This window comes from Kitasatospora sp. NPDC005748 (assembly GCF_040630735.1).
In the GTDB taxonomy this organism is placed as follows: Bacteria; Actinomycetota; Actinomycetes; order Streptomycetales; family Streptomycetaceae; genus Kitasatospora.
In genome coordinates, this window is the sequence record NZ_JBEXYD010000003.1 from 56,411 (window position 1) to 77,765 (window position 21,355).

General features: G+C 74.3%; 21 protein-coding genes. 17 read left to right on the forward strand and 4 right to left on the reverse strand.

The annotated features are described in order from the left end of the window. Positions 1–192 precede the first annotated feature (192 nt). From ABZ495_RS03380 to ABZ495_RS03400, 5 genes are all read left to right on the forward strand, one after another. Positions 193–765: a nucleotidyltransferase family protein gene (locus ABZ495_RS03380; RefSeq protein WP_359834384.1), complete on the forward strand. Its 573-nt coding sequence runs from the start codon at positions 193–195 to the stop codon at positions 763–765. Positions 766–952: 187 nt separating this feature from the next. Then, entirely contained in the window at positions 953–1,807 is an 855-nt protein-coding gene (locus ABZ495_RS03385; RefSeq protein WP_329487120.1) for a hypothetical protein, read from the forward strand. Positions 1,808–2,065: 258 nt separating this feature from the next. Continuing rightward, positions 2,066–2,917, forward strand: a complete 852-nt coding sequence (locus ABZ495_RS03390) for a hypothetical protein (RefSeq protein ID WP_329487121.1) — start codon at positions 2,066–2,068, stop codon at positions 2,915–2,917. 165 nt (positions 2,918–3,082) lie between these two features. Then, complete coding sequence (locus ABZ495_RS03395; protein ID WP_359834234.1) at positions 3,083–3,991, forward strand: (2Fe-2S)-binding protein; 909 nt, start codon at positions 3,083–3,085, stop codon at positions 3,989–3,991. Between the two features lie 201 nt (positions 3,992–4,192). After that, entirely contained in the window at positions 4,193–5,242 is a 1,050-nt protein-coding gene (locus ABZ495_RS03400; protein WP_359834236.1) for a DUF2637 domain-containing protein, read from the forward strand. Positions 5,243–5,402: 160 nt separating this feature from the next. On the opposite strand, the gene ABZ495_RS03405 is transcribed toward ABZ495_RS03400, so the two are convergent. Together ABZ495_RS03405 and ABZ495_RS03410 are read right to left on the reverse strand one after the other, a co-directional pair. Continuing rightward, positions 5,403–7,565, reverse strand: a complete 2,163-nt coding sequence (locus ABZ495_RS03405) for a SpoIIE family protein phosphatase (RefSeq protein ID WP_359834238.1) — start codon at positions 7,563–7,565, stop codon at positions 5,403–5,405. Between the two features lie 562 nt (positions 7,566–8,127). Continuing rightward, positions 8,128–8,496, reverse strand: a complete 369-nt coding sequence (locus ABZ495_RS03410; protein ID WP_352290360.1) for an ATP-binding protein — start codon at positions 8,494–8,496, stop codon at positions 8,128–8,130. Positions 8,497–8,997: 501 nt separating this feature from the next. Here ABZ495_RS03410 and ABZ495_RS03415 point away from each other — a divergent pair. The 3 genes from ABZ495_RS03415 to ABZ495_RS03425 are packed head-to-tail and all read left to right on the forward strand — an operon-like array spanning position 8,998 to position 12,499. Beyond that, positions 8,998–9,708 carry an urease subunit gamma gene (locus tag ABZ495_RS03415; RefSeq protein ID WP_359802295.1) on the forward strand — a complete coding sequence of 237 codons (711 nt, stop codon included), beginning with the start codon at positions 8,998–9,000 and terminating at the stop codon, positions 9,706–9,708. Positions 9,709–9,713: 5 nt separating this feature from the next. After that, entirely contained in the window at positions 9,714–11,426 is a 1,713-nt protein-coding gene (locus ABZ495_RS03420; RefSeq protein ID WP_359834386.1) for an urease subunit alpha, read from the forward strand. 32 nt (positions 11,427–11,458) lie between these two features. Then, complete coding sequence (locus tag ABZ495_RS03425; protein ID WP_359834240.1) at positions 11,459–12,499, forward strand: agmatine deiminase family protein; 1,041 nt, start codon at positions 11,459–11,461, stop codon at positions 12,497–12,499. Between the two features lie 700 nt (positions 12,500–13,199). Here ABZ495_RS03425 and ABZ495_RS03430 read toward each other — a convergent pair. Then, on the reverse strand, positions 13,200–13,406 hold the full coding sequence (locus ABZ495_RS03430) for a hypothetical protein (protein WP_359834241.1): 207 nt from the start codon (positions 13,404–13,406) through the stop codon (positions 13,200–13,202). A 120-nt stretch (positions 13,407–13,526) separates the two neighbouring features. On the opposite strand from ABZ495_RS03430, the gene ABZ495_RS03435 reads away from it, so the two are divergent. From ABZ495_RS03435 to ABZ495_RS03445, 3 genes are all read left to right on the forward strand, one after another. Then, positions 13,527–14,783 carry a helix-turn-helix transcriptional regulator gene (locus ABZ495_RS03435; RefSeq protein ID WP_359834244.1) on the forward strand — a complete coding sequence of 419 codons (1,257 nt, stop codon included), beginning with the start codon at positions 13,527–13,529 and terminating at the stop codon, positions 14,781–14,783. 10 nt (positions 14,784–14,793) lie between these two features. Further along, positions 14,794–15,351 (forward strand): NUDIX hydrolase, encoded by a 558-nt coding sequence (locus ABZ495_RS03440; RefSeq protein ID WP_359834246.1) that lies wholly within the window; start codon positions 14,794–14,796, stop codon positions 15,349–15,351. 148 nt (positions 15,352–15,499) lie between these two features. Beyond that, complete coding sequence (locus ABZ495_RS03445) at positions 15,500–16,108, forward strand: TetR/AcrR family transcriptional regulator (protein ID WP_359802324.1); 609 nt, start codon at positions 15,500–15,502, stop codon at positions 16,106–16,108. Between the two features lie 19 nt (positions 16,109–16,127). On the opposite strand, the gene ABZ495_RS03450 is transcribed toward ABZ495_RS03445, so the two are convergent. After that, entirely contained in the window at positions 16,128–17,669 is a 1,542-nt protein-coding gene (locus tag ABZ495_RS03450) for a hypothetical protein (RefSeq protein WP_359834248.1), read from the reverse strand. 282 nt (positions 17,670–17,951) lie between these two features. Between ABZ495_RS03450 and ABZ495_RS03455 the strand changes: the two genes are divergently transcribed. The 6 genes from ABZ495_RS03455 to ABZ495_RS03480 all read left to right on the forward strand — a co-directional run bounded on the left by ABZ495_RS03455 (position 17,952) and on the right by ABZ495_RS03480 (position 21,351). Beyond that, complete coding sequence (locus ABZ495_RS03455; protein ID WP_359802328.1) at positions 17,952–18,536, forward strand: hypothetical protein; 585 nt, start codon at positions 17,952–17,954, stop codon at positions 18,534–18,536. Positions 18,537–18,668: 132 nt separating this feature from the next. After that, positions 18,669–19,334, forward strand: coding sequence for a DUF3105 domain-containing protein (locus tag ABZ495_RS03460; protein WP_352290346.1), 666 nt, complete (start codon positions 18,669–18,671; stop codon positions 19,332–19,334). 164 nt (positions 19,335–19,498) lie between these two features. Next, the gene (locus tag ABZ495_RS03465; protein ID WP_359802979.1) at positions 19,499–20,074 is read left to right on the forward strand and encodes a DUF305 domain-containing protein; all 576 of its coding nucleotides are present in this window, start codon (positions 19,499–19,501) and stop codon (positions 20,072–20,074) included. Between the two features lie 198 nt (positions 20,075–20,272). Then, on the forward strand, positions 20,273–20,572 hold the full coding sequence (locus ABZ495_RS03470; protein ID WP_359802331.1) for a transposase: 300 nt from the start codon (positions 20,273–20,275) through the stop codon (positions 20,570–20,572). 6 nt (positions 20,573–20,578) lie between these two features. Next, positions 20,579–20,746 carry a hypothetical protein gene (locus tag ABZ495_RS03475; protein ID WP_359802333.1) on the forward strand — a complete coding sequence of 56 codons (168 nt, stop codon included), beginning with the start codon at positions 20,579–20,581 and terminating at the stop codon, positions 20,744–20,746. 83 nt (positions 20,747–20,829) lie between these two features. Next, positions 20,830–21,351 (forward strand): RICIN domain-containing protein, encoded by a 522-nt coding sequence (locus ABZ495_RS03480; protein WP_359802335.1) that lies wholly within the window; start codon positions 20,830–20,832, stop codon positions 21,349–21,351. Positions 21,352–21,355: the final 4 nt, after the last annotated feature.

Sequence of the window (21,355 nt, forward strand, 5' to 3'; positions counted from 1 at the left end):
ATACCAGCGGCCGAACCACCGGGGAGCTGCCCCGACCTGCGGGTTCTCCTTGTGCGTTCGTCCAACTGTGGCTTCCTACGGCTGCGCCGGGGCACCCCGGACGGGCAGGCTGGGTCCATGCGCGACAGCACGGGGACCAGTGGCCGGACGGGGACCAGCCGCCGGACGGGTGGTGATCGGCCGGTCGCCGCCCTGGTGCTGGCCGCCGGGGGCGGGCGGCGGCTCGGCGGCCGGCCGAAGGCGCTGATCCGGTACCGGGGCCGGCCGCTGGTCGAGCACGCGGCGGGGGTGGTCCGGGCCGGCGGCTGCGCCTCGGTGACGGTGGTGCTGGGCGCGGCCGGGGACCGGGTCCGCTCCACCGCCCATCTGCCGGGCTGCCGGCTGGTGGCCAATCCGGACTGGGCCGGCGGGATGGGCTCCTCGCTGCGGGCCGGGCTGGCCGCCCTGGCGCCGGAGGCCTCGGCCGTCCTGGTGATGCTGGTGGACACCCCCGGTGTCACCCCGGCGGCGGTGGCCCGGCTGCTCGCCGCGCACCGGGCCGGTGCCGAGCTGGCGGCGGCGGCCTACGCGGGGCGGCGCGGGCACCCCGTCCTGATCGGCGCCCGGCACTTCGCCGAGGCTGCGGCGGGCGCCGCCGGCGACTCCGGCGCGCGGGCTCTGCTGGCGGCGCACGCCGACGGGATCACGCTCGTCGAGTGCGCCGACATCGCCGTCCCCGACGACCTGGACACCCCCGCCGACCTCGCCCGTTGGACGACGGGGTGATCCTCTCCCGGTCCGGACCGGCGGCCGGTCCCCCCACGGGGTGGGGCGGGCTCCTCCTCCCCGACGAGGGATCGACCGCACACCCCTGATCTGTCCCTGAGGATTGCCCCATTCCGCGCCGCGGCCCCCGGGTTTCGGGGAGCATGGGACACGTCCTTCCCCTCGATTCGAACGGACGGTGCCCGCGATGTCCGGACTGCCCGACGACTTCACCGGACGCGACCCCGCGCAGCACGGGCCGGTGGCGGGTGGTGGCGCCCGGGCGATCCGCTGCCCCGCCTGCCGGCGCGAGCACCTGTACGAGCCGCCGTCGCTGCCCTGCCCGTGCGGCGCCTCGCTCAAGGTGCCGCTGCTGCGCGGCGGCGTGCCGGTCCAGGTGCGGTTCCGGTCCTGGGAGGACTCCTGGCTGAACATGCGCTGCCCGCACTGCGGCCGCTCCGACCAGTGGCCGCAGCCCGAGTTCACCTGCAACTGCGGCGCGACCGTGCGGCTGCCGGTGGACCGCACCACCCGCCTCGGCGGCAGCGCGACCACCGGCCAGCTCGGCACCGCCGGCCCGCAGAACTCCCGCCCGCACCCCGCCCACCCGCTCAACGCGCCCGTCCCGGCCCCGCCCGGCGGCTCCGGTGCCTCGGCCACCCCCTGGCGGCGGCGCGCGCCGTTCCGCCCGCACCCGGTGCGCACTTCGCAGGACGCCGTGTTCACCGCCGCCCGCTACCTGGAGTGGCTGGGCTTCGACGACCTGGAGCTGACGGAGGCCCAGGAGCGCGACGGCGTCACCCTGCTCGGCAGCCGGATGGTCGCCCAGGTGGACACCTGGACCGAGCCGGCCGACGTGAAGTCGGTGGAGTGCCTCTGGCTGCAGACCCTGCACGCCGAGGAGATGGCCGCCGCGATGTTCACCCTGGCCGGCTACTCGCACCAGGCCACCGTGCGCGGCGAGCAGTTGCTGGTCGCCCTGTTCAGCCTCGACCTCGCCGGAGTGCCCCAGCCCGCCAACGGCGCCGCCGAGGCGCTGATGGAGACCGGCTGGACGTCCTGACCCCGCTCCGACCGGCCCGGCCCGCCTGACACCGTCCGCCCGCGGCCCGGGCCGTCGGCCTGCCCGGCCCACCGGCCCCGGCCGTCCCGGTGGCCCCACCCGCCCCCGGGAGCGATCGGCGCGGAACCGGTTCGCCCGCAACAACCTGCGCTCGTGATCTGGTGCACAAGCTCACCCCCGTGTTGAATTGCCGCCACAACGCGGGCCTTGGGGGCAGAGGCCGGCGTCCTGCTGGATGGCGCACACAAGGAGGTGGCGTTGTCGGAGCACGGATGGGGCCCGAGTGGCCAGGGCGGGCGCGACGGCCGGGGGCGGCCGGCGCCCCGCGAACCGGGGGACACCGTATGGCGGCTGCGGTCCCGGGCGTGCTGGCAGGAGGCCGCGGAGCTGTTACGCCCGGCCGCCGAACGCGACCCCGAGGCCGCCCTCGGCCGGGCCGAACTGCTCATCGAGCAGTGCCTGTTCACCGCGGCCAACTGGACCCAGGCGGAACAGGCGCTGCGCCTCGCCGAGGCGTTGGTGACCAGCACCGAGCAGCGCGCGGGCGCCTCCTGCGCCCGCGGGTTCCTCGCCTACGTCTCCAGCGTGCTCGGCGCACGCGACCGGCTGGACGAAGCACAGGCGGCGCTCGGACGCACCTCGGCGCTGCTGCCGCCGGACGCCCCCGGGCGTCCGCTGCTGGACTTCCGCCGGGGACTGGTCGCGGAGAACCTGCTGCGCGACCCGACGGCGGCCTGGATCGCCTACCGCCGCGCGCACGAGGGGGCCGACGAGCGCGGGGACGAGCTGCTGCGCTCCTACACCTGGCGGCACCTGGCCGCACTGGCCCAGGCCGCCGGGGACCACGACCGGGCCCGGGAGGGATTCGACGCCTCGCTGCGGCTGCGCGAGCAGCTCGGCTTCACGGTCGGGGTGGCACCCGCGCTGGCGGCGCTTGCCGAGGTCTCCGAACCGGACGAGGCGGTCCGGCTGCGGGCCGAGGCGACCAGGCTGGTCCAGGCGCTCGGGGGCGTACCGGTCTGGCTCGCACGCCAGTTGAGCGCGGTGCGTACGCCGGGCGCTCCCCCGGACGGACGCGTCGAACGGGAACCCCGGGGAACAATCAGCTAAGGTGAGCCTAACCTGGCCGGGGTGAGCAGTACTCCGGCCAGGTTCGCCTTGCCGTTCCCGGGCTCCGCCAGGCCCCGGCCGGCCGGGCCCGGCCGCCGGCGAACCCGGCCGGGCACGGGTCGGACGGTCCGGCACGGGGCCGGTCGACCCGATAGGGCCCGCACCATGACCGCGAGCAGCACCCGACCCGGCCCCGCGCCGTACGCCCCCCGCACCACCCCCGCGCACGCTGTCACCCGCACGCCGGCGCCATGCACCACCAGCTACCGCAGACTCGGCCGGCTCTTCCCGGCACTGCGGGTGCACAGCGCCCCTCCCCGCACCGGCGACGGCTGGATCAGCGGCACCGACCTCCTCACCGACCCGGACGCACTGGCCGAACTGATCGCCCACGACGCCCGGGAGGGGCTCGCCCGGTACGGCCGCCCGCTGCGCCCCGACGTCGCGGCCGGCTTCGGCCTGCACCGCTTCAGCTGGCCGACGGCGCTGCTGTTCACCCTGCCCTGGTTCCTGGAGCGCCGGGTGCCGCTGCTCACCCCCGAGGACGTCTCGATCCGCCGCGCCACCGGCGAACTCACCGCCCGCCCGGGGGTGTTCGTCTGCCTGCCGGACGACCCGGCGGCCGGGCTGCCCGGCGCCCGGACGGTGGCCGACGAGGCGGCACTGGCCGCCGAACTGCGCACCGCGCTGGCCGGTTTCCTGGCCCCGGTGCTGACCGCCTTCCGCCCGGCGGTGCGGCGCAGCCCACGGATGCTCTGGGCGATGGCGACCGACGCGGTGGTGGAGGGCCTCTGGTACGTCGGCGGGCTGCTCGGCGAGGAGGAACGGGCCCGGGCGGAGCTCTCGGACCTGCTGGCACCGGACCGGGCGGACGACGGGCCAGCGGCAGCCCCGGCGCTCCCGGTGGCCAGGGCGTGCACGCCCGGCGTGTGCGCGCCGTCCTTCACCCCCGGCGCGGGCTTCGCGACCGAAGGTGCTTCGGGCACCGACCGTGCCCGGGCCAGTTGCTGCCTCGTCTACACCGTGCGGCCGGAGGAGATGTGCGGCGGCTGCCCCCGCGTCACGCGAAGTTGACGGCATCGGCCTTCGGACGGCCCCCGGAATCCCCGGAATTCCGGGGAATAGCACCCCTTAATTAATACGACAATGGGACTTCTCCCACGTCAGAAATCCCTCTCCTCAGCGCATTGACGGAGAATCGGCCATTCTCGGGCCGAGCATCCGCCATGATGGTCCCCGCCATCACGACGCAGGAAAGCGAGGCTGGTCCAGGCGATGAAATTGTCCGACATACCGCTCGGTTGGGCCGTCACCGGCGTTGCGGTGCTGCTGGTCACCGCCCTGCTGGTGGCCCTGGTCCGAAATCGGGGATCCGCCGGCCCGCGCGGCTCGGATTCCTGGGAGCGTTCCGAGGAACGCCGCCGCCGCAAGGAATCCCTGTACGGCGCGGCCTCGTACACGCTGCTGTTCTGCTGCGCCGGCGTCGCGGCCGCGCTGTCGTTCCACGGCCTGGTCGGCTTCGGGATGCAGAACCTCAACCTCTCCGGTGGCTGGGAATACCTCGTCCCGTTCGGCCTGGACGGGGCGGCGATGTTCTGCTCGGTGCTCGCCGTCCGCGAGGCCAGCCACGGTGACGCCGCACTCGGCTCGCGCCTGCTGGTCTGGCTGTTCGCCGGTGCCTCCGCCTGGTTCAACTGGGTGCACGCCCCGCGCGGCTTCGGCCACGCCGGTGCCCCGCAGTTCTTCGCGGGGATGTCGCTCTCGGCCGCCGTGCTGTTCGACCGGGCGCTCAAGCAGACCCGCCGGGCCGCGCTGCGCGAGCAGGGCCTCGTCCCGCGCCCGCTGCCGCAGATCCGGATCGTCCGCTGGATGCGCGCCCCGCGCGAGACCTACGCGGCCTGGTCGCTGATGCTGCTGGAGGGCGTGCGCAGCCTGGACGAGGCGGTGGACGAGGTCCGCGACGACAAGCGGGAGAAGATCATGGAGAAGGAGCGCCGCAGGCTGGCCGGGCGCCGCGAACGGGCCGAGATCCGGGCCATCAACCGCTCCAACAGTGCCTGGCGCGGCCGCGGCGCCGCCCGGCAGCTGGAGGCCGGCCAGGAGTCCGCCATAACCGGCGGGCCCATGGCGGAGCGCCCCGCCGTGGAGCCGCCCGCCGTGGAGCCGCCCGCGCCGGCCACCGAGGGCCCGGTGGTGCAGACCGGGCTGCCGGCCCGCCCGGAGCGGCGCACCATCGACCTCACGATGGAGGAGGACACCGTCGCGCTGCCCCGGCTCGACTCGCTGGAGCGCAAGCTGAAGGACCTGGAGCAGCAGTTCGGCTGAGGCCGCCCGCCGGCCGGCGCTCCACCGGCCGGCCCCGGGCCGCTCGGACGCCGCAGGGCCGACGGGCGGGCGCCGGACGGCAGCGCCCGGCGCACGACCCGCGCCCGGCTCAGGGGCGCCGGGCGGCCCCGGTCCGGCCGGCGCCGGTGAGCCGGGCCGGTCAGGCCGTCGGCGTCGTCGCGGTGAGCTCGAACCACATCCGCTTGCCCGAGCCGCGCGGCTCCACGCCCCAGCCGTCCGCCAGCGCCTCGACCAGCATCAGCCCGCGCCCGGAGGAAGCCTGCTCCCCCGGTGTCCGGCGGGTCGGCCAGAGGTCGGACTCGTCCTCCACCTCGACCCGCAGCCGGGCCCGGCCGCCGTCCGCCGCCGCCTCGCGGTAGAGCCGGGCGGTGAACATGGCGTCCCGGTCGGTGTGCCGGATCGCGTTGGTGACCAGCTCCGAGGCGAGCAGCTCGGCGGTGTCCACCAGCTCGGCCACGCCCCAGCGGCGCAGCGCGTCCCGCAGCTCGGCCCGCACCTCGGAGATCCGTTCGAGGTCGGCCTGCCCGATCCGGCGGCGCAGCTGCTGGGCGGCGAGGCCGCCCTCCGGGCCGTCCCAGCGCAGCAGCAGGAGCGCTATGTCGTCCTCGCGCTCGCTGGAGTCGGCGACCTGGGAGGAGATCCGGTCGGCCAGTTCCTCCAGCGGGTCGGCGTGGCCCTCCCGGCTCTCGGCCAGCGGGCCGGCGACCACCTCGGCCAGCCGGGCGATCCCGTCGTCGAGGTCCATGCCGCGCGCCTCGACCAGGCCGTCGGTGCAGAGCAGCACCGTCTCACCCGGGTCCAGGCTGAACCGGGTGACCCGGTACTCCTCGTCCGGGGCGATGCCCAGCGGCAGCCCGCCGGCCACCTGGACCACGGTGGCGGTGCCGTCGGCCCGGCGGACCAGCGGGTCGAGGTGGCCGGCCCGGACGGCGTAGACCACGCCGTAGTCGACGTTGACCTCGGCGTAGGTACAGGTGGCGAAGTGGTCGGTGTCCAGGTCGGCGAGGAAGCGGGAGGCGCGGGCCATCACCGCCGCCGGCGGGTGGCCCTCGGCCGCGTACGCGCGCAGCGCGATCCGCAGCTGGCCCATGATCCCGGCGGCGTGCACGTCGTGCCCCTGGACGTCGCCGATCACCAGTCCGACGTGCCCGCCGGGCAGCGGGACGACGTCGTACCAGTCGCCGCCGATCTGCAGGCCGGAGCCGGCCGCCAGGTAGCGGACGGCGGTGGTCACGCCGGGCACCGACGGGACATTGCGCGGCAGCATCACCCGCTGCAGGCCGGCCGCCAGCTCGTGCTCGGCGTCGTGCAGCCGGGCCCGGGCCAGCGACTGGGCGACCAGGCCACCGAGGGTGGAGAGCAGGGTGCGCTCGTCGGTGTCCAGCTGGCGGTCGTCGTCGAAGCTGACCAGGCAGACGCCGATCGGCCGGCCGCTGGCGACCAGCGGCAGGAAGGCCCAGGAGCTGCGGCCGGTCCGGCTGGTCGGCGTCCACACCTTCGCGTAGCGCTCCAGGAACTCCTCGCGGCTGGCGATGAAGACCGGCGCCCGGTTGCGCAGCGCCTCGGCCGCCGGATGGTCGGCGGGCAGCACCGAGCGGTCCCAGAAGGTGAGCTCCTCGGGCCGGTAGCCGGAGGCGCCGAGGATCTGTACCCGGCCGGACTCGAAGGAGGCCAGCACCAGGCCGTCCGGCGGCAGCCCGGGCAGCGGGAGCTCCGTGAAGACCCGGGCGACGTCACGGACGGTGACGGCTTCGGAGAGCGCGCGGGCGGCCTCCTTGATGAACCGCGAGCGCTCCTCCCGCAGCAGGGCCATCCGGTCGGCGCGGTCGCGCTTGCGCAGCTCGACCGTGGCGTCCCAGATGAAGCCCACCATCCGCGAGGCCCGGCCGAAGGCGTCCGCGAGGACCCGGCCGCGGAACCGCACGGCGCGCATCGTCCCGCTCGGCCCGACGGTGCGGTAGTAGGCGCCGCACTGGCCCAGCTCGGCGACCGCGCGCTCGACCCGGCGGCGCACCACCGGCGCGTCCTCGGGGTGCAGCAGGGCCAGGAAGGAGGACGAGGTGCGGTCGAAGCGGTCCCGCTCGGCCGCGTCCAGGCCCATGATCGCGCAGGCCCGCTGGTCGCCCTCCAGGACGTCGCGGCGGATGTCCCAGTCGAAGGAGCCGATGCCGTTGGCGGCCATCGCGGGCTCCAGCCAGTCCGGCGTGGAGTCCCCGGAGGCGACGGGCAGGCCACCCGAGAGCATCGGCGCCAGCCGGCCCCCGGCGAGTCCGGGCGTCGTCCGCAGTGCGTGCCTGCGCACCGCCTGGGCGGGTGGTCTCGCCCGCCCCGACCCGGCCGTGGACTGACCGGGAGGAAGCGCCGGCCCCGGCGACTCGGGCTCAGTGGGCATGCTGCTCCTGCCGCTGCCGTGGCGAGCCGCGCCGGGTGTCCGGCCTGGCCGCGGGGCAGTGTGAGTGGGTGGTGCTCGATCGGACCGTGCGGCCGGGCGGCGACCAGTCGAGGTGAGGTCTCCCCGCTGTTTGCCGCACGTGGACACACATTCCCACCATCCTCGCCAATGTTCGGCCGAGCGGCAATGGCACCGGACCGGGAATCTTCGGCTCGCCCTTCGCCCGGAGGTGCCGTTCGGCGGCGAACGACCTGGTCCTCCCGGCTCGGACGCCGGGTCGGCCGGGGTCCGGGAACCGCGCCGAACGGGTGGCGCCGGGGCCACCGGAGCGGCGCGGCGGCGGGCGGAGGCGGCGGCGGGCGCGGAGGCGGGCGGGCGCGGAGGCGGGCGGGCGCGGAAGCGGGCGGCGGCGGGCGCGGAGGCAGGCGGGCGTCACGCGGCGGGAACGCGGGCGGCGACCAGCCCGAACAGCTCAGGCGGTGACCAGCTCGAACCAGGTGACCTTGCCGTCCCCGCGCAGCTGGACCCCCCAGGAGTCGGCCAGCGCCTCGACCAGCAGCAGCCCGCGCCCCGAGGTGGCGTACTCGGCGTCCGCGTCCCGGCGGCGGCCGGGCAGCCGGGTGACGCTGTCCTGGACCTCGATCCGCAACCGCAGGTCGGCGGTGAGCACCGCGTCGAAGACCGCGCCCTGGCCGGTGTGCAGCAACGCGTTGGTGACCAGCTCGGAGGAGAGCAGCTCCGCCGTGTCGGCCAGCTCGGGCACCCCCCAGTGGCCGAGCGCGGAGCGCAGCCGCCGGCGGACCGCGCCGACCGCGACCAGGTCGGCCGCGTCGAGCGTCACGTGCAGCCGGCGGTTCAGCGCACACCCCGGGGCCGGAATGCTCGGCAGTGCCTGGCCCGCCGTGCCTGTGGCCGCCGACGCACCCGGCGCACCCCCCTGGGGCCTGGCTCGGAAGGCGTCCCCCGAGCCCGTCCGCTGCCGCGGGAATCGCGACTGACCGTCCATCACCACTTGCCCCCGCCCTCAATCCGGGCACCCGCTGCCGGATCCCCCGCCGGTCGGGTGGCCGCCTCGTTCTGACCACCATCCTCATGCCCAGCTTTCGCCGTTTGGAACAGTATGCGTCCGATCACCTGGGGTGAAAGGGGCACGGCGCGGCACTCGTGATCCAACTGCCCGCGCCGGACAGGTTTGCGATGCGTACGAGTCGTTTTCGGGCAACGCTGGACAGAGCGGCCGGGTCCGGGTTCAATGACCCGAGATGTTTGAACGCCGTTCTAACTTCACCCCCGGCACCCCCAGCACCCATCGGCACCCCCCGGCGACCGCGAGCGAGGAACCGTGCGACTGACCCCCACCGAGCGGGACCGGCTGCTGATCTTCACAGCAGCCGAGCTGGCCCGCGCCCGGCGCGCCCGAGGCGTACGCCTCAACGTCCCCGAAGCGCACGCCCTGATCGCCGACACCGTCTGCGAGGCCGCGCGCGACGGCCGGCGGCTCGCCGAGGCCATCGAGGCCGGGCGCAGCGTGCTCACCGCCGACGACGTGCTCCCCGGCGTCCCGGACGTGGTCACCGTGGTCCAGGTCGAGGCGGTGTTCGACGACGGCACCCGGCTGGCCGTGGTGAACGACCCGTTCAAGGGCGCCGGCTCGCTCGGTGACGACGCGCCCGGCGGCGCGCTGATCGGCGCGGGCACGGGCTACGACCCCGTCGAGGAGACGGTGGTGCTGCCCGTCCACAACACCTCCGGGGTGCCGATCTCGGTCACCTCGCACTTCCACTTCTTCGAGGCCAACCCGCGCCTGGCCTTCGACCGCGCCGCCGCCTACGGGACCCACCTCGCGGTACCGGCCGGCTCCTCGGTCCGCTTCGACCCGGGTGCCACCGTCGAGGTCGGCCTGGTGCCGATCGGCGGCGAGCGGGTCGCGATCGGCTTCGCCGGGCTGGTGGACGGCCCGCTGGACGCGCCCGGCGCCAAGGAGGCCGCCCTGGCCAAGGCCCGCGCGACCGGCTACCTGACCAACTTCGACGACGCCGAGGTGGAATCGTGACCGCCATCACCCCGCACGACTACATCGCGGTGCACGGTCCGCGCGCCGGGGACCGGATCCGGCTCGGCGACTCCGGTCTGATCGTCCGGGTCGAGTCCGACTCGCAGGCGCCCGGCGAGGAGTTCCTGGCCGGCTTCGGCAAGACCGCCCGGGACGGCCTGCACCTCAAGGCCGCCGCCGTCCGCGACACCTGCGACGTGGTGATCAGCAACGTGCTGGTGATCGACGCGATCCAGGGCATCCGGAAGACCTCGATCGGTCTGATCGACGGCCGGATCGCCGCCATCGGCCGCGCCGGCAACCCGGACACCCTGGCCGGCGTGGAGGTCGTCGTCGGCACCGGGACGACCATCGTCTCCGGCGAGGGCATGATCGCCACCGCCGGCGCCATCGACACCCACGTCCACCTGCTCTCGCCGCGGATCATGGAGGCCTCGCTCGCCTCCGGCGTCACCACGATCATCGGCCAGGAGTTCGGCCCGGTCTGGGGCGTGGGCGTGAACTCGCCCTGGGCGCTGCGGCACGCCTTCAACGCCTTCGACGCCTGGCCGGTCAACATCGGCTTCCTCGGCCGCGGCTCCTCCTCCGACCCGGCCCCGCTGGTCGAGGCCCTCGCCGAGGGCGGCGCCTCCGGCTTCAAGGTGCACGAGGACATGGGCGCCCACACCCGCGCCCTGGACACCGCCCTGCGGGTCGCCGAGGAGTACGACGTCCAGGTCGCCCTGCACACCGACGGCCTCAACGAGTGCCTCTCCGTGGAGGACACCCTCAAGGTCCTGGAAGGCCGCACCATCCACGCCTTCCACATCGAGGGCTGCGGCGGCGGGCACGTCCCCAACGTCCTCAAGATGGCGGGCGTCGAGAACGTCATCGGCTCCTCCACCAACCCCACCCTGCCGTTCGGCCGCGACGCCCTCGGCGAGCACTTCGGCATGATCGTCTCCGCCCACGACCTCAAGGTCGACCTCCCCGGCGACGCCGCGATGGCCCGCGACCGCATCCGGGCCGGCACCATGGGCGCCGAGGACGTCCTGCACGACCTCGGCGTCATCGGCATCACCTCCTCCGACGCCCAGGGCATGGGCCGGGCAGGCGAGACCGTGCGCCGCACCTTCGCCATGGCCGGCAAGATGAAGGCCGAGCTCGGCGCCCTCGACGGCACCGGCTCCTACGGGACGACCGAGGGCGGCGACGACAACGAGCGCGTCCTGCGCTACATCGCCAAGCTCACCATCAACCCGGCGATCGCCCACGGCCTGGCCCACGAGGTCGGCTCGATCGATGTCGGCAAGCTCGCCGACATCGTCCTGTGGCGCCCCGACCACTTCGGCGCCAAGCCGCAGCTCGTCCTGAAGGCCGGCTTCCCCGCCTACGGCGTCGTGGGCGACCCCAACGCCTCCACCGACCGCTGCGAACCCCTCGTACTGGGCCCCCAGTTCGGCGCCCACGGCGCCACCGCCGCCGACCTCTCGGTCGCCTTCGTCGCCCAAGCCGCCGCCGACGGCGCCTACCTGGACCGGGCCGCCGACGGCATGCCCACCCGGCGCCGCCGGGTCGGCGTCCGCAACACCCGCGGCATCGGCCCGCGCGACATGGTCCGCAACGCCCGGATCGGCGACGTGCAGGTCACCGAGACCGGCCTGGTCTCACTGGACGGCGACCCGCTGCGCTCCGAGCCCGCCGACAGCGTCTCGCTCAGCCGCCTGTACTTCCTCTGACCCACCCTCACCTCCCCTCCAAGGACGCGAAGATGACCCCCACCCCCGCCTCGCTCGGCTACCGGATGCCCGCCGAGTGGCACCCGCACGAGCGGACCTGGATGGCGTTCCCCACCACCAACCCGACCTTCCACAGCCCGGAGCACCTGCACGCCGGGCGCGAGGCCTGGGCCGCGGTGGCCAACACCATCGTCCGGTACGAGCCGGTGACGCTGGTGGTCAACACCGGCGAGACCGAGGAGGCGCGCAAGTACGTCGCCCCCGAGGTCGAGATCGTCGAGCGCCCGCTGGACGACGCCTGGATGCGCGACATCGGCCCGTCCTTCCTGATCGACGGCAAGGGCTCGCTGGCCGCCGCCGACTGGATCTTCAACGGCTGGGGGGCGCAGTCCTGGGCCCGCTGGGACAACGACCAGCACATCGCCGAGCACATCAGCGAACTGACGGGTGTTCAGCGTTTCGCCTCCCGCCTGATCAACGAGGGCGGCGGCATCCACGTCGACGGCGAGGGCACCGTGCTCGTCACCGACACCGTGCAGCTCGGCGAGGGCCGCAACTCCGACTGGACCCGCGAGGAGGTCGAGGCCGAGCTGCACGCCCACCTCGGCACCACCAAGGCGATCTGGCTGCCGCGCGGACTCACCCGCGACTACGACGAGTTCGGCACCCGCGGCCACATCGACATCGTCGCCTCCTTCGTCCGCCCCGGCGTCGTGGTCGCCCACGTCCAGCCGGACCCGGCCCACCCCGACCACGAGGTGTGCCAGGAGCTGGTGGCGATCCTGCGCGCGTCCACCGACGCCCGGGGCCGCGCCCTGGAGGTCATCGAACTCCCCGCCCCCACCGTCCTGTCGGACGAGGACGGCGAGCCGGTCGACTACTCCTACATCAACCACTACGTGGCCAACGGCGCCGTGGTGCTCTGCGCCTTCGACGATCCCCGCGACCAGGAGGCCGCCGCCATCCTCGGCCAGGCCTACCCCGGCCGCACCGTCGAACTGGTCGACGCCCGCGAGATCTTCGCCAACGGCGGCGGCATCCACTGCATCACCCAGCAGCAGCCCAAGGTGTGACACCCCGGCAGGTCAGCCCCCTGACCTGCCGGATTACCGAGAGCTGCTGTCCAGTGCCGGCACTGGACAGCAGCTCCTTCGTAGATCATCTCCCCCCTTTCTCCCACTTGATCATGAAAGAGCCGGGGTGCCGTCCCATCTCCCCAGCTGGGTTCTCCACGAGCGCCAGCGGAGTGGTCACCGCATGCGCGCGGTACGAAGATCAGCTGGCCGCTCCCAGGAGGGCCTCGCCCACGCGGCAGGCCTAGACCGGCGCACCATCTCCCGGAGACCGAGCTTGGGACGAACAGCATCAGTGTCGACAGCCTGCTGTTGATCGCCCACGCACTCGGCATCCCTCCAGATCACCTCTTCCGAGACGAGTAGCCCTGGCCGGTCGTACCGCCGTACGGCCGGCCAGGGAGATCAGCGGTGGTCCTGCTCCTGGTGTCCGCGCATCCAGATGCGCACGTCGACAGCAGCCGAGTGGTCGTGCCGTTCCACCGCGTCCCCGTGCTGGCGTGTCAGCTCCGCGCACGTGTGGCACCCGCCGTGCGGGGCTGGCATCACGCCCACGTCGTCCCGATCGAGGGCACGGCCGCCGACAGCGTTCACCGGGGATCCTGCGGGGGAATCGGCGGGAGCGCCGGCGGGGTCGAGCCCATGAGGTCGGCCATGTCGCGGAGCTCCGGCTCGGACTGGGGCTCGGGGTCTGAAGTGGTCACTGCTCCTCCTCGGGAACGGCGGTCCGGCAGGCGGGGTGTGCGACGACCGCCCAGCCGAGCGGAGACGTGGTGGACCCAGTCGCCGTGTAGCGGTGGCCGTCCGGCACGAGCTCGCCGTCCTCGCCCCCGCACCTGATGCACGCCTGGAGCTCGCGCTGAGCCCGGGTGAACGGTGTCGGGGGAGACAACTGAACGATCGTCACGGCCACAGCATCGGCACCCACACACGCCGGTACCAGAGCCACCATGGGTACCCACCGTGGCGCCCCGACGAGCCCGATGGCACCACTACGCTTCTGCCATCACCGACCCGGGAGGCCGCCGTGCCCGCACCGGAACCACTCCCCGCCCGACTTCTCGCTGACCCCGCGTTCATCAGCGCGTGCGCTCAGCGAGAGATCGGCACCGTCTTTCAGCTAGCCCGACGGGCCGGCATCGGCCCGGCGCACCTTGCCCGACGTACCGGGCTGACGACCAGCCGCGTCACCGAGATCATGACCGGCGGCCGATCCGTCTCCAGCATGGACGTCATTGAGCGCATCGCCGACGGCCTACACATCCCCGGCCAGCTACTCGGGCTTGCCGCGCGCCCCTGGGAGAACCAGCCGGCCTCGGAGGCATATCGGCCCACAGCTGTCCCTGAGACCTGGGAAGTCCTCGACATGCTCAGCCGGTCCACCGCATCGAATGCCGCCCTCACCCACCTGGAGGCGGCCGTCGCCGACGCGGCCTACCGCTATCCGGCCACTCCGCCCGCAGACTCCATGCCCTTACTCCAGCGGCAGCTCGTCGGCGTGCACGAGATGCTCGCCCGGCCCCAGTCCCTCGCCGCCCGGCGCCGGGGCGTACGGATACTGGCTGTCGTCGCGGGGCTCCTCGGGCTTGCCAACCACGACCTCGGCGACCGCAGCCGGTCCGAGGCGCACTTCCACCTCGGAACCGTCGCGGCGGGCGAAGGCGAAGCTGACGACCTCACGGCCTGGCTTTACACCATGCAGTCGATCGTCGAGTACACCGCGGGCCGCCGAGACACCGCCGCCGTCTTCCTTCAGAAGGCCGTCACCCACGCTGAGACGGCGGCGCCCCGGCGGCGGGCATGGGTCAACGCCAACCTCGCCCGCACTCTCGCGGCCAGCGGGCTCCGAGAGAAGGCGCTCGCAGCTCTCGACCAGGCGGGCCACCTTCTCGACCTCACCGGCGAGGAGCCAGCGGGCCTCGACTTCTTCACCGCCCCACGCCTCGACGGTCTCGCCGGCGAGACCTACGCCCACCTCGGCGAACACGACGCCGCCGGTCACCTCCTGGAGACCGCTATCGCCCACCGGGCCGTCGCCGATATCAAGGGCCGGGCCGTCCTCACCCTCGACCTCGCCGAAGTTCGACTCGGCCAAGGCGACCTCGATGCTGCATGTGCCACCGCGCACGCCGGCCTTGACCTCGCCGGCCCTGCCGTCGTCCAGCCGCTCATCCTCCGGGCCCGCGCACTCCAGCAGGCCCTCGCCCCATGGGCGGGCGAGAAGCCCGTACAGGAGCTGGCCGCACGCGTGAGAGAGTCGGGCCACCAGCTCGCACGCGCATGAGGAGGGCCCGGTGGCGGGAGCGGAGTGGCCGGTGCATGGTCGGCGGCAGGTGTACGGCTCGCCCTGGGTCGAGGTCTGGCTCGACGATGTGGACATTCCCGGCGTCGGCCGGATCGAGCATCACGTGGTCCGCATGCCCCGGGCTTCCACCACCTCCGTCGTCACCAACGAGGCGGGCGAGTTCCTGCTCATCCACCGGCACCGTTTCATCACCGGCCGGTGGGGCTGGGAGGTACCGGCCGGCTGGGCCGATCCCGGCGAGGACCCGGCCGTGGCGATCGCCCGCGAGGTCGAGGAGGAGACCGGCTGGCGTCCGGGCCGGGTCGAGCTGATGACCGAGTACGACGCCATGGCCGGCATCTCGGACGCACACTTCCGCAGCTACCACGTCACCGGATGCACCCGCATCGGCGAGCCGGAGGACATCTCCGAAGCGGCCCGGGTGGAGTGGGTGTCGGAAGCCGGGGTCGTGAAGCTGCTGACCAGCGGCGAGATCTCCGACGGCCCTTCCCACGCCGCACTCTCGTACTTCCTCGGGCCCTACCGGCTCGCGCGGACCAACAGCTGAGCCGCCCCGGCGGCGGGCCCCGCCCGCGCCGAGAGGGCGGGGGTGGGGCGTCGGCCCGGTGGGCTCCTGGTCAGGGGGGGGTTCGGGCGCCGCCGGTATCGTGGGTGCCGCTGCGGCGCGGTCGCAGCGGCACAGAGGAGAGCAGCACATGGCGGACGCCCGCCCGCGCCGGCCGGCGCGGCCCCGCGAGGAGGTCTTCGCCACCGCGCGGGCCGCCATCGCCGAACACGGGCTCGCCAAGCTGACCATGGCCGGCCTCGGCAAGCAGCTGCAGATGAGCGCCGGTCACCTGCTCTACTACTTCGGCAGCAAGGACCAACTGCTGCTGGAGACGCTGCGCTGGAGCGAGGACCAGCTCGGGGCCCGCCGCCGCACCGCGCTGGCCGACGGCGACCGGGACGTCTGGGAGCGGCTGGGCGACTACACCCGGCTCTACCTGCCCGAGGGCGCGGGCGATCCGCGCTGGATCCTCTGGGTGGAGGTGTGGGGGCGCTCCCCCGCCAGCGAGGAGCTGCGGCAGGGGCAGTTGGAGATCGAGGCCCCCTGGGACGCCGACCTGGTCGCCCTGCTCGACGAGGGCGCCGCCTCCGGTTCCTTCGCCGCGGCGCCCGGAGCGACCACCGAGCGGGCCGCCCAGATCCGCGCGCTGCTGGACGGTCTCGCCGTACCGCTCGCGCTCGGCCTGCCCGGCGCGCTCCGCGCGAGGGCCCTGCACCTCGCGGAGTCGGCCTGCCGGACCCTGCTGGCGCCCGCCTGACGGAGGGACTCCGGCAGCGTCACTCCGTCCAGATCGCGGCCGCCGTGCGGTCGTCGGCGTACCCCTTGGCACGGACCTGGACCTGGCGCAGGAAGTCCACGGTGCCCGGCGGGTGCGGGTGTGCCCAGTGGGCGGCGAGGAAGTGCGCGACGGCCGGCTCGTCGGCGATCGGCCGGGCCAGACCCGGGGTGCAGAGCAGCAGGATGTCGCCCGGAGTGGCCGGGACCATCCGGAACCGGAACGGGCGGGGGTCCGGCGCCGGACCGTCCGGCAGCGGGGGCTGACCGTCCGGGTGGTGCAGCAGCCGGGCCGCGTAGGCGTCGATCCAGTGACCGGAGCGCAGCAGGTAGAGCCCGCCGGGGCCGACCCCGAAGGCCGCCCGGTAGGAGGCCGACGGGTCGAGCGAGAGCAGCAGGCAGTGCAGCGAGGCCGGGAAGACCGGGTCCTCGCCGGCCGCCCGGGGGGCCAGGCCGCGCAGCGGGGCGGCGGCGGCCGTCGCGAGCCGTTGGAGGCCGTAGCGGAGGCGGTCCCGCGCGCCGTCGCGCAGGTCGGCGGCGAGGCCGGCCCGACTGCGGCCGATCGCGGCGGCGAGCTGGCGGCACGCCTCGGCGGAGGCCGTCGCGACCGCCTCCGGGGCGATGTCGGCGAGGCCGGCAAGCGTCTCGGCGGAGCCCGCGCCCGTGCGGTCGAAGCCGCCGAGCACGGCGAGCAGCAGGCCGTCCGTGCCCTCGCCGAACCTGGTCACCAGCAGCGCGTCCCGGCGGGGCTCGCCGCGGTAGCGGGCGGAGTCGCCGCGGACCGAGACGGCGCGCACGGTGGCGGTGGCGTACTGGGCCCCCTCCAGCACGGTGTCCGGCACCACGGCGCCGAGCGAGCCCGGGTCGGCCTCCGGTACGGCGGTCGGCTCGGGCCCGTACGTGGGCGGGCGCTCGCCGACGTGCGGGACGGCGGGCCCGGCGTCGGCGAGTACCGACCGGGCGGCGGGGCGGGCGACGGCCACCGCCGCAGCCGGGGGGACGGGCTCGGGCTCGGGCTCCACCACGGGGTCCGGCTCCGGTGCCGGCTCCGGGCCCTTCCGGAGAACGGGCTCCTCCACCGCCTCCGGACCCGGACCCGGCTCCGGCTCGGGCCCCGCCTCCGCCTCGGGCGCGGCCGCCCAGGCCGGGGCCGGGAACCGGTGCGTCTCCTCCGGCCCGCGCTGCTGCCCGATCACCCCGACCGCGGTGTCGAACCAGTCGTCGATGCTGTCCCGCTCCAGCAGGTCGGGCTCCGGCACGGCCCGCTCCGACGCCTCGGGGGCCGACCCCTCGGGCACCGGCGCCGCCGGCGCCGCAGGTTCCGCCACCTCGGGCGCCATCGCGGGCTTCGCCTCGCCCTCCGGCCCACCCGTGCGCTGCTGGCCGATCAGCCCGGCCGCCGTGTCGAACCAGTCGTCGACGCTACCCTCCCCCGGTACCGCGTCCGGAGTGTCGGGGAGGGTGCCCGCCGGCCCTTCGTAGACCGTTTCCCACCAACCGTCGTCCGGTCGGGGCTGCTGTGCGGGTGCACCCTTTTTGCTCATCTGGCGGCTCCTGGTCGGTCCGTGGTCGCGCCGCCCCCGGCGGGGCCGGACTCGACGTCATTGTCTCCGAGTGCAACGACGGTGTCCGGGTTTCGGCGACAACCGCACACTGATCGGATGATCCCAATGACCGGGTTCGCCCCATGTTTCGTTTCCGTTCCGTCCGCGCTTGCCGGAACTGCCCCGAGCAGGGCGTTTCCGGGGTATTCAGGAGGTTCGGGGGCCGAAAATGGGGGCCTAGGAGGGGCATCGCTTCACCCGTTCGGCTGATTAAATGTGCGCATGACCGCGTCGGCCCCCAGATCGCTCCGACCGGGGAGGACCGCGTTCGCGGGCCGCCCGGTGGGCGCCCTGTGGTTCCTCCTGCTGGTCGGGCTGCTGGCGGCGCTCCCGTGCGCGGGCCAGGCCCAGGCGGTCTCGGTGGACCGGTCCGCCCCCGCGTCCGTTCCGGACGGCGCCGCCGGCCCGGCCCTCGCGGCCGCCCCGACGACGGGGACACCGCGGACCGCCGGGACACCTCCGACCGCCGGAGCGCCGCGGACGCCGGCGGCGGAGCACGCGTCCCGGCAGGCCGGAGCCCCGCGCACCGGTCCGGCCGGCACGCTCGCCGACCGGCTCGCCGAGCAGAAGCGGCACCGGACGTGGTGCTCCGCCGACGGTGAGCCGCCGCACCGCGACAACGGCTGCTCCGGTCACCCGTACTGCGCCCAGGACGCCCAGCTGCCCAATCCGCCGCCCCAGCAGCAGCCCGCCCTGACGCCCCGCCCGGAGACTCCCGGGGCCCGGCCCCGGATGCTTCCGCGCGGGCTCCCGGACGGTCCGCGCCCGGCACCCGACCTGCACGAGCTCCAAGTTCACCGGTCCTGAGCGGAACCCACCGCCGGTCCTCCCCCCGCCCGTCCGAACGGACGGCGGCCGGGGCGGCACCGACGGATCCGCCCCTCCGCCCTCTCATCTGACCGCCGCGCCCGAAGCGCGCGGCGGGGACAAGGACACCTCATGGGTTCCGCCTCGAAGCAGTCCAACAAGCCGAGCGGCAAGCAGGCCGGTCTCGACCGTCGTGCCCGGATAGCCGAGCTGCGCGCCGCCGAGCAGCGCCGCGACCGCCGCAACAAGATCATCGCCTCGGTGGTCGCCGGGACCCTGGTGATCGCCGCGATCGCCACCGGCACCTGGATCGTGGTCGACGCCAACAACGACAAGAAGGCCAAGGAGACCGCGGCCGCCGCGCCGATCGACGGCGTCCAGACCTTCGGCGACCTGAGCCGCAACCACGTCAAGGAGAAGGTCACCTACCCGCAGACCCCGCCGGTCGGCGGCGACCACAACGCGATCTGGCTGGACTGCATGGGCCACGTCTACGACCAGCCGGTCGAGAACGAGCGCGCCGTCCACTCGCTGGAGCACGGCGCGGTCTGGGTGACCTACAACGGCAAGGCCACGCCGGACGACATCAAGACCCTCTCCGACAAGGTCAAGGCCACCCCGTACTCGCTGATGAGCCCGTACCCGGACGAGAAGGGCACCATCACCCTCAGCGCCTGGAGCACCCAGCTGGTCGTGGACAGCGCCAGTGACCCCCGGGTGGGCGAGTTCTTCACCAAGTACGTGCAGGGCAAGCAGACCCAGGAGCCGGGCGCGTCCTGCACCATGGGGGCGATGTGACCGCCGACGCGGCGGTGTCCGGGGCGCACGACGACGGCCGGGACACCGGCCACGGCGACGCCCTGGACGACACCCCGGACGCGGCGCCCCGGCCCGGCCGCAAGCGGCTCTGGTGGCCGGCGGCGCTGGCCGCCGCGCTCGCCCTCGCGCTCGGGGTCCCCGCGCTGGTGGCGAGCGGGACGTCGGCGTCCGGCTCGTCCTCGATCGCGGCCCCGGCGGACGACTCGCCCGAGGCCGGGTTCGCCCGTGACATGGCGACCCACCACCAGCAGGCCGTGGACCTGTCGTTCATCGTCCGGGACCGGACCGGCGACGCGTCGGTGCGCACCCTCGCCTTCGACATCATCAACACCCAGGCGAACCAGCGCGGGATGATGATGGGCTGGCTCGACCAGTGGGGGCTCCCGCAGCACTCGGCGGCCAAGCCGATGGCCTGGATGAAGATGGGCCACGACTATGCGGCGCACGACGGTTCGCTGATGCCCGGCATGGCCACCAACACCCAGCTCGCCAAGCTGGGCTCGCTCAGCGGGCGGGACGCCGAGGTGCTCTACCTGCAGCTGATGCTGGAGCACCACAAGGGCGGGGTGGAGATGGCCCAGGGCTACGTCGACCTGGCGAAGAACGAGACCGAGAAGCGGCTCGCCCAGTCGATGGTGGTCGGGCAGACCTCGGAGATCCAGCTGATCACCGACATGCTCACCGAGCGCGGCGCCACCCCTGGTGTGCCCGCGTCCTGATCGACCCGCAGCACCCGGCCGGGGGCGGTGGACGGATTCCGTCCACCGCCCCCGGCCGTCTCAGCCCTGGCCGTCTCAGCCCCGACCGTCTCAGCCCCGGCCCTCTCGGAGGGTGTTCGACAGGGGATTCCCCCCAACTGTCCGGCTTTGATTCTTGGGGCACGGACTCGGTTCCAGGATCTCGTGGCGGCCGGATCCGTGTCCGCGACATTGATCAGTTGTGACGGAACGACGCAGGTCTCCCTGGGACCTGAAGGGCGGTCAGGGGGGAGCTCATCGAGCCGATGCTGGTGGAGTGGCGACGCAGCCGCGCTGAAGGCATCACCCAACACCCCGGCCGACAGCCAGGGTTACGACGGCGGCAAGCGGGTCGAGGGCCGCAAGCGGCACATCGCCACCGACACCCTCGGCCTGCTCCTGGTCCTGATCGTCACCGCCGCCGGTGTCCAGGACTCTGCCGGCGGCAAGCAGGTCCTGGACACCCTCGCCGGCCAGTGACCCACGGTGACGAAGGTCTGGGTGGACGCCGGCTACCACAACGCCGTCGTCAGGCACGGCGCCGCGCTCGCCTTCGCGCTGGTCCTGAGCGCGGGCGCGCTGCGCCGCGCCGAACGTCCCGCCGTGCCGGCCGGCTCCGGCCGCCCGCACCCCGCCCCGGTCCTGACAGAGTGAAACACGCTTCCCGCCCGTCCCCGCGGTGTGATCCAATACGCGCGGCCGTGCAGGGAGCACGCCACCGATCCACAGGGGGGCCATTGATCAGAGCCATCGACACCAGACGCATCGCCTCCGCCGCCGCGGTGCTCGCCGCGACCGCGGGGCTCGCCGTGGCCGCGCCCGCCGCCCCGGCCCGGGCCGACACCCCGAGCGTGTTCCAGCTCGTCAACGCCGCCAGCGGTAAGTGCCTGGACGTCTCCGGCGGGTCCACCGCCGACGGCGCCGCGGTGATCCAGTGGAGCTGCCACGGCGGGGCCAACCAGAAGTGGACCTGGGACCGGGGCCTGCTGGTCAACGTCCTCACCGGCAAGTGCCTGGACATCCCCGGCGGAAGCACCGCGTGGGGCACCCAGGCCGTCCAGTGGACCTGCCACGGCGGCGACAACCAGTGGTGGTTCGAGGAGTCCGACGGCACCAACGACTCCGCCCGCCGGTTCCCCAACCTGAACAGCGGGCTGCTGCTCGACGTGTCCGGCGCCAGCACCGCCGACGGCGCCGCGGTGATCCAGTGGGCCCGCACCGGCGGCACGAACCAGGGCTGGCACTACGTGGCCTCCTGATCCG